The following is a 12,992-nucleotide window of genomic DNA, read 5'->3' as shown; positions in this document are numbered from 1 at the left end:
CACCATGACGGTGCGGACCCCGGTGAGCGGAATACGCGTCCAGCTATCAGGCGGGAACGATGTTCTCGGCCTGGGGGCCCTTCTGGCCCTGCGTGACGTCGAAGCTGACTCGCTGGCCTTCCTGAAGCTCACGGAAGCCCTGGGTGGCAATGTTCGAGTAGTGGGCGAAGACGTCCGGACCGCCACCGTCCTGCTCGATGAAGCCGAAACCCTTTTCAGAGTTGAACCACTTGACGGTTCCCTGTGCCATGACTTTCTCCTTCTGATGGCAGAGGCCCCATCCGGAAGATGCCGGAAAACAAAATGCGCCCAAAGAGAAAACATTTCCCGTCAGGCGCACATAAAGTTCATGGGTACCACAACTGCAACAAGAGAGAGACTAGCACACGTACGGCTCGGCGGAGGGAATGGATCTCGCGCCCCGGCGTGCCGGAGTCGATCTTCGGACGCGCCGTCGACGCCGGCCGACGGGGGTGGAAGCATCCCCGGTGCGAGGATCCGACGATCACCGATGCCGCGGAGGACCCATGCCCGCCTACGCCGTAGCCCATCTCCGCGAGGCCGCGCCGCACCCCGAGATCGCGGAGTACATCGAGCGCGTCGCCGCCACCTTCGAGCCGTACGGCGGCCGCTTCCTCGTGCACGGCGCCCGGCACGAGGTGAAGGAGGGGGAGTGGGCCGGGCATGTGGTGATCATCGGGTTCCCGGGGATCACCGAGGCGCGGGCCTGGTGGGACTCGCCCGCCTACCAGGAGATCGCACCGCTGCGCTCCCGGCACATCGCCGGCGACATCATCCTGGTCGACGGGGTCCCCGAGGGGTACGACCCGGGCGCCACCGCAGAGACGACGCGTGAGGCGCCGGCCGGCGAGTAGTCGTCCACAGCCGGATGACCGGTTGTCAGTGCGAGTTGGTAGAACTTCCGGGTACGCCGTGGACCGCACACGTTCGCGCCCATCGCACGTCAGGAGCAGGCCAGCATGACCATCGGTCACCACCTGGAGGAGCTGTACGGCCTCCCCGCGTTCGCCTTCCCCGGACCCGGCGCGACCGCCGGGCTGCCGGAGCCGGACGCCGTCGCCTGGCGGGTCGCGGGGGACGTGTACGACGCGGAGGAGGAGTGGGAGGACGCCTTCAGCCGCTTCCTCTCCACCGTGGACACGACGCGGGTGCGCGCGCTGATCGTCGGCGCCTGGACGGAGGCGTACGAGACGGACTCCTCCGCCGTCATAGCGGCCCTGCTCGGCGCCCGCGAGCGGCTGCCCGCCCTGCGCGCGCTGTTCCTCGGCGACCTCGTCATGGAGGAGGCCGAACTCTCCTGGATACAGCAGAGCGACGTCACCGGACTGCTCGCCGGATTCCCGGAGCTGGCCGAGTTCGGGGTGCGCGGGGGCACCGGGCTGGCCTTCCCCGCGCTCGGCCACTCCGCGCTGCGCAAGCTGGTCGTGGAGACCGGCGGACTGCCTGTGGAGGTAGTGCGCGGCATCGGCGCCAGCGACCTGCCCGCCCTGGAGCACCTCGAACTGTGGCTCGGCGACTCGAATTACGGCGCCGACACCCAGGTGTCCGACCTGGAGCCGATCCTCTCCGGCGGCCGGCTGCCCGCCTTGCGTCACCTGGGGCTGCGCAACAGCGAGCTACAGGACGGGATCGCGGCCGCCGTCGCCTCCGCGCCGGTCGTGGCCCGGCTGGAGACGCTGGACCTCTCCCTCGGCACCCTGGGCGACGAGGGCGCCGCCGCGCTGCTCGCCGGTCAGCCGCTCACCCACCTCGGCTTCCTCGACCTGCACCACCACTACATCACCGAGCCCCTCCGGCAGCGCCTCCGGGAGTCCCTCGAACCGGCGGGCGTCCGGCTCGACCTGGACGAGGACGACGCCGACTCGTACGAGAACGAGGACGGCACCGTGGAGCGTTTCGTGGCCATCGGCGAGTGAGCGGGCGTCCATGAACCGGTCTTTCACGGTGGTCGGCAACCCTCAGGGCCGCAGGGTCACCCTGTTCGCGCAGGCGGTCCGGGCCGCCGGGCTGCCCGCGCCCCGCGTGGTGCCCTGGCTGGAGGTGCTGCGCGCGGGCGGCGCCGAGTTCGGCCCGGAGGAGATCGTCCGCGTCGACTCGCCCGGGGAGGACCCCGAGGTCGACCTCCTCCTGCGGGGCAGGTCCGACCCGACCCGCGTCGAGGGCACCGCCCGCTGGTACGAGCGCTTCACGTCGGCCCTGCGCACCCTGCGCGGCGGCATCCGGCTGGACGGCACCGACGACGTGGCGGTCATGTTCGAAAAGCGCCGCTGCCACGCGGCCCTCGCCGGGGCGGACGTACCGGTGCCGAAGTCGCCGACCTCCGGTGCGGCGGGCGCCCCGGTGCGCGGCTGGGACGACGTGCGGGCGCTGATGCGGGAGCACCGGATGCCCCGGCTCTTCGTCAAGCCCGCGCACGGCTCTTCGGCCTCCGGTGTGCTCGCCGTCGACTCTGCCGGAGGCGGCCGGATCAGGGCCACGACCTCCGTCGAACTCGACCCCGGGGGGCGGCTGTTCAACTCCCTCAAGGTGCGGAGCTACCAGCGGGAGCAGGACATCGCCGCCATCGTGGACACGCTCGCTCCGGACGGCCTGCACCTGGAGCGCTGGGTGCCCAAGGCGTCCCAGGGCGGCCGCTCCGCCGACCTGAGGGTGGTCGTGGTGGACGGCCGCGCCACCCATGCCGTGGTCCGCACCAGCGCCGGACCGCTCACCAACCTCCACCTCGGCGGCCGCCGGGGCGACCTCGCCGGTGCCCGGCAGGCGGCCGAGACGGCGGGACTGCGCTGGCCCGAGGTGCTCGGGATCTGCGAGCGGGCCGCCGCCTGCTTCCCGGACACCCTCTGTGTCGGCGTCGACCTGCTGCCCGCCGTCGGCTGGCGCCGCGCCTTCGTCGGCGAGGTCAACGCCTTCGGCGATCTGCTGCCCCGGCTCACCGGCCTGCCCGGCAGCGGCGCCGAGGGCCTCGACACCTACGCGGCCCAGGTCGCCGCCGCCCTGCGCCGGGTCCCGCTCACCGCGCTGCCCGGCCCGCACCACCCGCACAGAACAGGAACCACCCATGCCGGCGCCTGACCCGGACACCGCCCGCCTGCCCGAAGTGGCCCCCGGAACACCGGACATGAACCGGATCGTCGGCAGCCACGACATCCTGCTGGTCACCCTCGACACGCTCCGCTTCGACGTGGCCGCCGAACTCGCCGAAGCCGGCCGCATCCCGAACCTCGCCCGTCATCTCCCCGGCGGCCGCTGGGAGAAGCGGCACGCGCCCGGCAGCTTCACCTACGCCTCCCACCAGGCCATGTTCGCCGGCTTCCTGCCCACCCCGGCCACGCCCGGCCGCCATCCCCGCCTGTTCGCGGCCGCCTTCACGGGCAGCGAGACCACCGCGGACGGCACGTTCGTCTACGACACGCCCGACCTCGTCTCCGGTCTGGCCAAGGCCGGCTACCACACCGCGTGCGTCGGGGGAGTGGGCTTCTTCAACCAGCGGGGCGCGCTGGGCTCGGTCCTGCCCGGACTCTTCGAGGAGTCGCACTGGGAGCCGGAGTTCGGGGTGGCCTCCCCGGCCTCCTTCGAGAACCAGGTGGCCCGCGCCGAGGAGATCGCCGCCCGGACGGCGCCGGAACAGCCGCTGTTCCTCTTCGTCAACGTCTCCGCCCTGCACCAGCCCAACTGGTTCCATCTGCCCGGCGCGAGCGAGGAGGACGGCGACTCCCGCGCCACCCATGCCGCCGCGCTGGAGTACGTGGACCGGCACATCGGCCGCCTCTTCGCCGCCATGAGCAGCCGTCGGCCCTGCCTCGCCATCGTCTGCTCCGACCACGGCACCGCCTACGGCGACGACGGCTGGACCGGCCACCGCATCGGCCACGAGTCGGTGTGGACCGTGCCCTATGCCCACTTCCCGCTCGGCCAGGGAGACGCCCGATGACCACGGCCACCGGGACCGCCCCGGCCCCGTACCAGAGCTATGTGTACGCCTACCCGCACAAGTCCGCGTACCGGAGGCTGACGGACCGGCCGCGGCTCAGCGAGGTGTGGGCGCAGGAGCCCAAGGACGCGCTCTCGCTCTATCTGCACATCCCGTTCTGCGAGATCCGCTGCGGGTTCTGCAACCTGTTCACCCGCATCGGCGCCCCGGACGGCCTCACCGGCGCCTATCTCGACGCGCTGGAGCGGCAGGCGGGCGCCGTGCGGGAGGCGCTGGGGGAGCGGGAGACGGTCCGGTTCGCCACCGCCGCCTTCGGGGGCGGCACCCCCACCTTCCTCACCGCCGCCGAGCTGACCAGGCTCTGCGACATCGCCGAACACCGGATGGGCGCCGACCTGCGCGCCGTCCCGCTCTCCGTGGAGGCGTCCCCGGCCACGGCCACCGCCGACCGGCTCACCGTCCTCGCCGAGCGTGGTGCCACCCGGCTCAGCCTCGGCGTGCAGAGCTTCGACGACACCGAGGCGCGGGCAGCCGTACGCCCGCAGCGCCGGGCCGAGGTGGAGACGGCGCTCGGCCGGGTCCGGGACGCGGGGATACCCGTGCTCAACATCGACCTGATCTACGGCATCGACGGGCAGACCGAGCACACCTGGCTGCGCTCGCTGGACGCCGCCCTGGCCTGGCGGCCCGAGGAGCTGTACCTCTACCCGCTCTACATACGCCCGCTCACCGGCCTCGGCCGGCGCGCCGGCCCCGCCGACCCGGAGTGGGACGAGCAGCGGCTGCGGCTGTACCGGGCCGGCCGCGACCATCTCCTGGCGCGGGGCTACGAGCAGCGGTCCATGCGCATGTTCCGCCGCGCCGACGCCCCGGCCGAGGGCGCGGACGACTACGCCTGCCAGACCGACGGCATGATCGGGCTGGGCTGCGGGGCCCGCTCGTACACCGCCGGGCTGCACTACTCCTTCGACTACGCCGTCGGCATGCACCAGATCCGTCGGATCATCGACGACTACACCGCCGGCCACGCCGCCGACTTCGCGCACGCCGAGTACGGGCGCCCGATGACCGGCGACGAGGCGCGGCGCCGCCATCTGCTCCAGTCGCTGCTCCAGGCGGACGGGCTGGCGGTCGCCGACTACCGTGCCCGGTTCGGCGGCCGTACCCCGGCCGAGGACTTCCCGGCAGAGCTGGCGCGGTTCTCGGACCGGGGCTGGCTGGAGCCGGGCCCGGTGCTGCGGCTGACCCCGGAGGGGCTGGCCCACTCCGACGCGCTCGGCCCCGAGCTGTTCTCCCCGGCCGTGCGGGCCGCGATGGCCGCCTACGAGCGCAAGTGAGCCGCCCGTCATGGACCTGACTTTGCTGTACCGGGGCCCGCTGGCCTCCTGCGACTACGACTGTCCCTACTGCCCGTTCGCCAAGCGCCGGGACAGCCGGGAGCAGCTGCGGGCCGACCGGGCGAGCCTGGAGCGGTTCGCCGACTGGGCCGCCGGCCGGACCGGGGACCGGCTCTCGGTGCTGTTCACGCCCTGGGGCGAGGGGCTGGTGCGCTCCTGGTACCGGCGCGCCCTCACCGACCTCTCCCACCGGCCGCACATCCGCCGCGTCGCCATCCAGACCAACCTGAGCTGCCGCACCGACTGGCTGGCCGGCGCCGACCGCGACACCCTGGCGCTGTGGTGCACGTACCACCCCGGCCAGACGCCGTACGACCGGTTCCTCGGCAAGTGCCGGGAGCTGGACCGGATCGGCGTCCGGTACAGCGTCGGCATCGTCGGACTGCCCGAGCACCTCGACGCGGCCCGGCGGCTGCGCGCCGAGCTGCCGGAACGGGTGTACCTGTGGGTGAACGCGGCCGAGGGGCACACCTACGACGACACCGAGGCCGAGGTGTGGACCGCGCTGGACCCTCTGTTCCCGTACAGCCGGCACCCGCACGCCAGTGCCGGGCTGCCGTGCCGCACGGGTGAGTCGGTGATCTCGGTGGACGGCGACGGCACGGTCCGCCGCTGCCACTTCGTCCCGGCGGAACTCGGCAACCTCTACGACGGCTCCTACCGGGCCGCGCTCCGCCCCCGCCCCTGCCCGCTGACCAGCTGCGACTGCCATATCGGTTACGTCCATCTGGAGACGCTGCCCCTGTACGACGTGTTCGCGGGCGGGGTGCTGGAGCGGATTCCGGCCGCTGTCGAATGAACCGGGGCCAAAGGGGCAGCCGGTGCAGGTAAGACCGGCTGCCCGGACACCGCCGCGAGCGGGTCCGCGTACCGGGAACCAGGGGGAGAACGGGAGGAGTACGAACCCATGGCTCTCGACGGCAAGAGCGTCCTCGTCCTCACGACGAACTACGGGACGGAGCAAGACGAACTTCAGAAGCCGGTGGCGGCCCTGCGCGAGGCTGGCGCCCGTGTCGTGGTCGCGGCACAGAAACCGGAGGTCATCGCCACCCTCGTCTCCGACAAGGACCCCGGCGACAAGGTCGAGCCGGACACCACGCTCGCCGAGGCGACCTCGGACGGCTACGACGCGGTGATCATCCCCGGCGGCACCCTCAACGCCGACCAGCTCCGCGTCGACGAGAACGCGCAGCGCCTGGTCACCGCGTTCGCGCGGGAAGGCAAGCCGGTGGCGGCGATCTGCCACGGTCCCTGGCTGCTGGTGAACACCGAACTCGCCGAGGGCCGCGACCTGACCTCCTACCCGTCGCTGCTGGACGACCTGGTGAACGCGGGCGCCGCCTGGACGGACCAGGAGGTGGTGGTCGACACCGACGGCGGCCATCCCCTGATCACCTCGCGCAACCCCGGTGATCTCGACGCCTTCTCGTCCGCGATCATCCGCAGCCTGGAGGGCTGAACCCGCCGGTGAGCGGGGCGGTCAGCGGTTTCCCACCGTGGCCGCCCCGCTTCCGCCGGTCAGGGTCCGCTGGACCAGGGACAGCGCCTCCGCGAGGGGGCGCCGGATGCCGAGCGCCGCCCGCGCCGCGTTGGCGCCGGGGGCACCGTGCACCCCGCCGCCGGGATGCGCGGAGGACGAGGCGAGGTACAGCCCCCGGACCGGGGTCTCGGGGCGTCCCGTGCCGGGGATCGGCCGGAACACCGCCTGCTGGTGCAGGGCCGTGGTGCCGCCGTTGAGGGCGCCCTCGCTGAGATTGGCGTCGGCGGACTGGAGCGTGGGCGGCGCCAGCACGCGCCGGCCCAGCACCCGGGCGCGGAAACCCGGCGCGAACTGCTCGATCCGCTGCTCCATGCGGTCCGCCATGATCTCGCGCCGGGCCGCGTCCCAGGAGCCGTCGAGCCCGGCGTCCCCGGCGTCGCCGCGCACCACACGGGGCAGATGGGTGTAGGCCCAGGCGGACTCGGTGCCCGCGGGCGACCGGGTCGGGTCGGCGGTCGTCATCTGTCCCACCAGCAGGAAAGGCCGGTCCGGGACGAGCCCCATGGCGATCTGCGCGGCGAACCGGGTGAGGTCGTCCACGCTGTCCGCCAGATGCACGGTGCCCGCGCCGCCCGCAGCGCCTGCCTTCCACGGGATGGCGGAGTCCAGCGCCCAGTCGGTCTTGAAAGTGGCGAAGTCCCACTGGAAGCGCCGTATGTCGTCGAGGACTCGCGCGGGCAGGTGCTCGGGCGCGACCAGCCGGCCGTACAGGGCGGGCGCGGACACGTCCGCGAGGACGGCGCGCCGGGCCGGGACCGTGTCACCGCCCGCCGTGCGGACCGCGACGGCCCGGCCGCGCTCCACGACGACCTCCGTCACCGGTTCCCCGCAGCGGATCACGCCGCCCCGCCGCCGGAGGCGGCTGACCAGCGCGTCCGTGAGGGAGACCGCGCCGCCGACCGGGACCGGGAAGCCGTAGTGCTGGCCCAGCATCGACATGAGCCAGCCGAAGCCGCCGCCGATCGCCGATTCCGGGCCCAGGTCCGCGTGCAGGGCGTTGCCCGCCAGCAGCAGCCTGGCGCCCTCGCCGTCGAACTCCTCCTCGCCGAGGCGGCGCACCGGCAGCAGCATGGTGCGGGCGAGCCGCAGGGCACCGCCGCCGCGCAGCCTCAGCCCGAGCCCGGCGAGCGCCCGGACGGGCGGCATCGTGGTGAACAGCGCCCGCAGGAGGTCGTGTCCCGCCCGGTCCCACGTCGCGCACTGGGCGCGCCAGGAGCGGCCGTCCCCGGCGCACAGCTCGTCCAGGCCCTCGGCGGTCACGTCCAGGTCGCGGTCGATCACCGCGCAGCGGCCGTCGGCCAGCGGGTGGGCCAGCACGCTCGGCGCGTGCGACCAGCGCAGCCCCTCGTCCTCCAGCCGGAGCCCGGCGATGACCGGCGAGGCGGCGGCCAGGGGGTAGAAGGAGCTGAAGAGGTCGTTGACGAAGTCGGGGTGGACCGCGCGGTCGCTGAACACGGCCCCGCCGGGCCGCTCCTGGGCCTCCAGCACCTCCACGCTCCAGCCCTGGTCGGCGAGGAGGTTGGCGGCGACGAGACCGTTCGGCCCGGCCCCGACGACCACCGCGTCACTCACGGCCCGCCTCCACGGCCCGGGACGGCACCGACGCGGGACCCGTCCGGAGGCCGTCGCCGCCGGGGCGCTGCGGGGTCTCCCGCTCGACCAGCCGGGCGAGGCGGCTCAGCATGCCCCGGTGCCGGAGCTGGATCAAGGTGTCCAGCGCGACGTTGTGCAGTTTGTCGCTCAGCCCGCGCAGCGGGTGCTCGTCCACGACGACGAGACTCTCGCCGCCCCAGTCGCGGACGTCGATGGCGATGCGCGCGTTGCCGAAGGGCGACTTGGCCTCCAGCTCCAGCCGTCGCGGCGGCTCGTGGCGGCGTACCACGGTGTAGCCCTCGACCCGGCGCGGGCCGATCTTGACGGTGTAGGCGAGCGACGAACCAAGCTCGGGCCAGCGGCCCTCGCGGGGAGCGGTCTCGTGCGTACCCACGACCCAGTCCGCGTAATGGGAAGGCTGCTCGAGAACCTTCCACACGGCGGCCGGCGGACGCCGGATGAGCTGGTAGCGGACGGCCACGGTCTCCTCCTTCGGGTAACACCTCTCGCGGGCCGGGGTCCTCCCGCGCACTAGAGCACGAGTAACCCGGTGACCGCGGATCACGCGTCAGCGGGCCGAAGCGGATGAGTTCCCGACGCGGCGGGACAACATCGTCGGCCTCACCCAGGAGGTGCGCGTCGAGGACGTCATCAGGGCCGCGCCGCACGGGGCGGGGGCCGCGTGCGTGGTGACCGAGAAGGGCCGGCTGCGGTGCCTGGTGAGCGACCGTGATCTGGTGGTACGCGTCTTCGCCGAGGGCGTGGACCCCGATGAGACCGCCGTCATTCAGGCCGCCTCGGACGACCTGGTCACCATCGGCCCGGACGAGAGCATCGACCACGCGGTGGAGCTGATGCGCGAACACGCCGTCCGCCGGCTTCCCGTGGTCGAGGGGGACGAGGCTGTCGGCATCATCGCGCTCGGGGACGTGGCCATGGAACGGGACGAGACCTCGGCCCTCGGCGACTTCAGCGCGGCCCAGCCGAACACCTGGGAAGGGCTCAGTGGGCGGCCGCGCCGAACTCGGCGTGCTGGGTGCGCAGCGCGACCGCCGAGTCCTCCTCGGGCGGGATGCCGAACCGCAGCCGGCGCGCCTCCTGCCGGGCCTCCCGCATCAGCTCATGGAACTCCTCATCCGTGAGCCGGCGCCGAGCACGCGGCAGGTTCATTTCCTCGGTCGCGGTCAGTCCGCGCGATTCCTGGGGGGTAAGGCCGACGGCGCCCACCGTGAACACATCCTCGAAGCTGTCGGTACGACTGCGTGCGGGTATCCGTGTTGTTCTTCGTGAAACACGAAATGTTCCATTCTTTGGCCGGTTCAGCTCAGTCCGCATGTCCACCCGCCTCATGGGTACCCGCGACGCACCCGCTCGCCGTGACTCCGTGCGTGGGCGGTGGCCCGACACCACGAAGGAGGAGACATGACGGACCGGCATCAGGACCGGCACTCCCGGCGCGTTCCCAGGGACCTGCCCGACCAGCAGGCCAGCGAGGGCGACGACCGGTGGGACGCCCGTACGGGCGACGACGGCCGCGAGGCACCCGACATGGACGAGGCGGGCGCGGGTCCGCGCGGGGCACCGGAGTCCGCCGGGGTGCGCCCGGACCAGCCCGTACCGGACGAGCCCTCCGGCTGAGGCGCCGCCCGGCGGGGGCGGCACGCCGGGTAGCCGCCGGAGCGACGGGTACCCGGCGGGGAGCGAGCCGCGGTACCCACATCCCTGGAGGAGACATGCGCGCTCTCACCTGGCAGGGCAGACGTGACGTCCGCGTCGAGTCCGTCCCCGACCCGCAGCTTCAGGACCCCGATGACGTGATCGTCCGGGTGACGTCGAGCGGGATCTGCGGATCGGACCTGCATCTGTACGAGATCCTCGGCCCCTTCCTCGACGCCGGTGACATCCTCGGTCACGAGCCCATGGGCATCGTGGAGGAGACCGGCCCCGAGGTCACCGCGCTCGCCCCGGGCGACCGTGTGGTGGTGCCCTTCAACGTCTCCTGCGGCAAGTGCCACATGTGCGGTCAGGGCCTGCACTCCCAGTGCGAGACCACCCAGGTGCGCGACCAGGACAAGGGCGCCTCCCTCTTCGGCTACACCAAGCTCTACGGGCAGGTCCCCGGCGGGCAGGCCCAGTTCCTCCGGGTGCCTTTCGGCGACCGGCTCCCCGTCAAGATCCCCGACGGTCCGCCCGACCAGCGCTTCCTGTACCTCTCCGACGTGCTGCCCACCGCCTGGCAGGCCGTCGAGTACGCCGACGTGCCGCCCGGCGGCACCCTGGTGGTGCTCGGCCTCGGCCCGATCGGCGAGATGGCCTGCCGCATCGCCCGGCACCGGGGCGTCGAGGACGTCATCGGCGTCGACCTCGTCCCCGCACGCCTCCAGCGGGCCCGGGAACACGGCATCACCGTCTACGACCTCGATCGGTACGGCGACCGCCTGGCCGACGCGATCCGCGACGCCACCGGGGGCCGGGGCGCGGACGCGGTCATCGACGCCGTCGGCATGGAGGCACACGGCGCACCCGTCGCCAGGGCCGCCCAGTGGGCCACCGGACTGCTGCCCGACGCCGTCGCCCAGCGCATCATGGAGAAGGCGGGCGTGGACCGGCTCGGCGCGCTGCACCTGGCCATCGACATCGTCCGCCGGGGCGGCACCATCTCGTTGTCCGGCGTGTACGGCGGCATGGCCGACCCGATGCCGATGCTGACCCTGTTCGACAAGCAGATCCAGCTCCGGATGGGACAGGCCAACGTCCACCGCTGGGTCGACGACATCCTACCGCTGCTCACCGACGACGACCCGCTCGGTGTCGACACCTTCGCCACCCACATCGTCCCGCTGGAGCAGGCCGCCGAGGCGTACGAGACGTTCCAGACCAAGAGCGACGGAATGATCAAGGCCGTTCTCGAACCGTGGTGAGCCCCGTCAGGCGTCACCTCAACACGGCTGTCGATCCGTCGTGTTGAGGTGACATCGCGTCCACCGCCCGTGGGCGCGGCGGGCGATCACGCCCGCGCACCTGGCGGTTGGCCGGTGTGCGGGGACCGGGCCGGGGTACTCGGGCGGAGTACCCGGCGGGCCGTCGAGCGGCCGGCCCCACCACTCAACTCACCAAGCGGGAGAGGCGATGTCCACCGCACAAACGCTGATCGCCATTGTGGTCATCCTGATTCTGATCGCCGCAGGAGTATGGCTCGTGACGCGCCGCCGCCGGCGCCGCCTCCAGGAGAAGTTCGGTCCCGAGTACGACCGGGCCGTGCAGTCCGGCGAGAGCAGACGGGAGGCGGAGCGCGAACTCCAGGCCCGTGAGAAGCGGCACCGCGACCTCGACCTCAAGGAGCTGTCCCCCGAGGAGCGGGACCGGTACGCCACCGAGTGGCAGGGCGCCCAGGAGCGGTTCGTCGACCACCCGGCGCAGAGTGTCGACGACGCCGACCGTCTGGTCACCCAGCTGATGCGGGACCGCGGTTACCCGACCGACGGGTTCGAACAGCAGCTGAGGGACCTGTCCGTCGAGCACGCCCAGACCCTGGAGCACTACCGCGACGCGCACGAGGTGAGTCTGCGCAACGAGAACGGCGAGGCCACCACCGAGGATCTGCGCGGCGCCATGGTGCGCTACCGCACCCTCTTCGACGACCTGCTGGGCGGCGGACGCCCGCACCACGAGAGCACCGGGCACGACGCGGCCTGACCCGGCGCACCTTCCATCACGGCACGAGCGAGAACGAGGTTGTCATGACAGAGCGGCACACCGACAGCGGCCCCGGCGAGGGCGAGTTGACCACGGAGGACCTGGCCCGTCCCGGCCGGGAGAGCCGTCCCGACGCCCGCTCCGGCCCCTTGTCGGAGAAGCGTTCCGGCGCGCCGTCCGACACCGGCCAGGACGCTCCGCCCGACGCGCTCTCCGGCCCGCTGTCCGGGGCACGCCCCGACCGGACGTCCGACACGCCCCCGCCGGCCCACCCCGGTGAGGCGCCGTCCGCGCCCGACGCCGCGCGGGACCTCCCCGGCGAGCGCACCGCCACGGGTGAGCCGACCGCCACGGGTGAGCGGACCGGCGTGCCCGAGCGGACCGCGACCGGCGTGCCGACGGGCGCCCCGGAGCCGACCCCGCCGGCCGAGCGGGACGACCGCGACGAGCGCCGGAGCAGCGACCAGCGGGCGGACGGCGGGCAGCCGCACTCCGTGGACGAGGGCGCCGACCCCCTGATCGCCCACCAGGAGGCGGACAACTACCGTGAGCGCTGGGCGAAGATCCAGGGCACTTTCGTCGACGACCCCAAGGACGCGGTCCGTTCCGCGGACGCGCTGGTCGCCGATGTCATCCAGTCGCTGGCCGCGACCTTCGCCGACCACAAGAAGGAACTCGAAGGCCAGTGGAGCCGGGGCGAGCAGGTCGAGACCGAGGGGCTGCGCGTGGCGCTCCAGCAGTACCGCACCTTCTTCAACCAGCTCCTGGACGCCTGAGCACGGCTCACGGCGCGTAGGACGAAGCGGCCCGGACC

At 72.9% G+C, this 12,992-nt stretch carries 15 protein-coding genes and 1 pseudogene; 12 read left to right on the top strand and 4 right to left on the bottom strand.

Annotated elements, in window-relative coordinates; all coding sequences use genetic code 11:
- Nucleotides 1–46: 46 nt before the first annotated feature.
- Nucleotides 47–250 carry a cold-shock protein gene (locus ACFWN1_RS26150; protein ID WP_007502648.1) on the bottom strand — a complete coding sequence of 68 codons (204 nt, stop codon included), beginning with the start codon at nucleotides 248–250 and terminating at the stop codon, nucleotides 47–49.
- A gap of 277 nt (nucleotides 251–527) precedes the next feature.
- Between ACFWN1_RS26150 and ACFWN1_RS26145 the strand changes: the two genes are divergently transcribed.
- The 7 genes from ACFWN1_RS26145 (at nucleotide 528) to ACFWN1_RS26115 (ending at nucleotide 6,808) form a co-directional block, all read left to right on the top strand.
- A complete protein-coding gene (locus ACFWN1_RS26145; protein ID WP_384366683.1) occupies nucleotides 528–875 on the top strand; it encodes a DUF1330 domain-containing protein in 348 nt (115 codons plus the stop codon).
- A gap of 105 nt (nucleotides 876–980) precedes the next feature.
- A complete protein-coding gene (locus tag ACFWN1_RS26140; protein ID WP_384366680.1) occupies nucleotides 981–1,937 on the top strand; it encodes an STM4015 family protein in 957 nt (318 codons plus the stop codon).
- Between the two features lie 10 nt (nucleotides 1,938–1,947).
- The gene (locus tag ACFWN1_RS26135; RefSeq protein WP_384366677.1) at nucleotides 1,948–3,093 is read left to right on the top strand and encodes an STM4014 family protein; all 1,146 of its coding nucleotides are present in this window, start codon (nucleotides 1,948–1,950) and stop codon (nucleotides 3,091–3,093) included.
- A gap of 46 nt (nucleotides 3,094–3,139) precedes the next feature.
- Nucleotides 3,140–3,952, top strand: coding sequence for an STM4013/SEN3800 family hydrolase (locus ACFWN1_RS26130; protein ID WP_384366687.1), 813 nt, complete (start codon nucleotides 3,140–3,142; stop codon nucleotides 3,950–3,952).
- Complete coding sequence (locus tag ACFWN1_RS26125; protein WP_384366674.1) at nucleotides 3,949–5,289, top strand: STM4012 family radical SAM protein; 1,341 nt, start codon at nucleotides 3,949–3,951, stop codon at nucleotides 5,287–5,289. Before ACFWN1_RS26130 ends, ACFWN1_RS26125 begins: the two co-directional genes overlap by 4 nt.
- A 10-nt stretch (nucleotides 5,290–5,299) precedes the next feature.
- Entirely contained in the window at nucleotides 5,300–6,148 is an 849-nt protein-coding gene (locus ACFWN1_RS26120) for an STM4011 family radical SAM protein (RefSeq protein ID WP_384366671.1), read from the top strand.
- Between the two features lie 108 nt (nucleotides 6,149–6,256).
- Nucleotides 6,257–6,808: a type 1 glutamine amidotransferase domain-containing protein gene (locus ACFWN1_RS26115; RefSeq protein ID WP_384366668.1), complete on the top strand. Its 552-nt coding sequence runs from the start codon at nucleotides 6,257–6,259 to the stop codon at nucleotides 6,806–6,808.
- A gap of 21 nt (nucleotides 6,809–6,829) precedes the next feature.
- On the opposite strand, the gene ACFWN1_RS26110 is transcribed toward ACFWN1_RS26115, so the two are convergent.
- Together ACFWN1_RS26110 and ACFWN1_RS26105 are read right to left on the bottom strand one after the other, a co-directional pair.
- The gene (locus ACFWN1_RS26110) at nucleotides 6,830–8,461 is read right to left on the bottom strand and encodes a phytoene desaturase family protein (protein ID WP_384366665.1); all 1,632 of its coding nucleotides are present in this window, start codon (nucleotides 8,459–8,461) and stop codon (nucleotides 6,830–6,832) included.
- Nucleotides 8,454–8,963 (bottom strand): SRPBCC family protein, encoded by a 510-nt coding sequence (locus ACFWN1_RS26105; protein WP_384366663.1) that lies wholly within the window; start codon nucleotides 8,961–8,963, stop codon nucleotides 8,454–8,456. The genes ACFWN1_RS26110 and ACFWN1_RS26105 overlap by 8 nt, the downstream gene beginning before the upstream one ends.
- Before the next feature lie 151 nt (nucleotides 8,964–9,114).
- On the opposite strand from ACFWN1_RS26105, the pseudogene ACFWN1_RS26100 reads away from it, so the two are divergent.
- Nucleotides 9,115–9,474: pseudogene (locus ACFWN1_RS26100) on the top strand (CBS domain-containing protein); the annotation flags it as partial.
- 10 nt (nucleotides 9,475–9,484) lie between these two features.
- On the opposite strand, the gene ACFWN1_RS26095 reads toward ACFWN1_RS26100, so the two are convergent.
- The gene (locus tag ACFWN1_RS26095) at nucleotides 9,485–9,718 is read right to left on the bottom strand and encodes a hypothetical protein (protein ID WP_384366690.1); all 234 of its coding nucleotides are present in this window, start codon (nucleotides 9,716–9,718) and stop codon (nucleotides 9,485–9,487) included.
- Between the two features lie 186 nt (nucleotides 9,719–9,904).
- On the opposite strand from ACFWN1_RS26095, the gene ACFWN1_RS26090 reads away from it, so the two are divergent.
- The 4 genes from ACFWN1_RS26090 to ACFWN1_RS26075 all read left to right on the top strand — a co-directional run bounded on the left by ACFWN1_RS26090 (nucleotide 9,905) and on the right by ACFWN1_RS26075 (nucleotide 12,954).
- Nucleotides 9,905–10,120 (top strand): hypothetical protein, encoded by a 216-nt coding sequence (locus tag ACFWN1_RS26090; RefSeq protein ID WP_384366660.1) that lies wholly within the window; start codon nucleotides 9,905–9,907, stop codon nucleotides 10,118–10,120.
- A 95-nt stretch (nucleotides 10,121–10,215) separates the two neighbouring features.
- Nucleotides 10,216–11,403, top strand: a complete 1,188-nt coding sequence (locus ACFWN1_RS26085) for a zinc-dependent alcohol dehydrogenase (protein ID WP_384366657.1) — start codon at nucleotides 10,216–10,218, stop codon at nucleotides 11,401–11,403.
- A gap of 208 nt (nucleotides 11,404–11,611) precedes the next feature.
- Nucleotides 11,612–12,178, top strand: a complete 567-nt coding sequence (locus ACFWN1_RS26080; protein WP_384366654.1) for a hypothetical protein — start codon at nucleotides 11,612–11,614, stop codon at nucleotides 12,176–12,178.
- Between the two features lie 44 nt (nucleotides 12,179–12,222).
- Nucleotides 12,223–12,954, top strand: a complete 732-nt coding sequence (locus ACFWN1_RS26075) for a hypothetical protein (protein WP_384366651.1) — start codon at nucleotides 12,223–12,225, stop codon at nucleotides 12,952–12,954.
- The last annotated feature ends 38 nt before the right edge of the window (nucleotides 12,955–12,992 follow it).

It is taken from the genome of Streptomyces sp. NPDC058459 (assembly GCF_042721685.1).
Classification (GTDB): Bacteria; Actinomycetota; Actinomycetes; order Streptomycetales; family Streptomycetaceae; genus Streptomyces.
The sequence above is the reverse complement of the archived record's forward strand: the minus strand, read 5'-3'. Positions and strand labels throughout refer to the sequence as shown.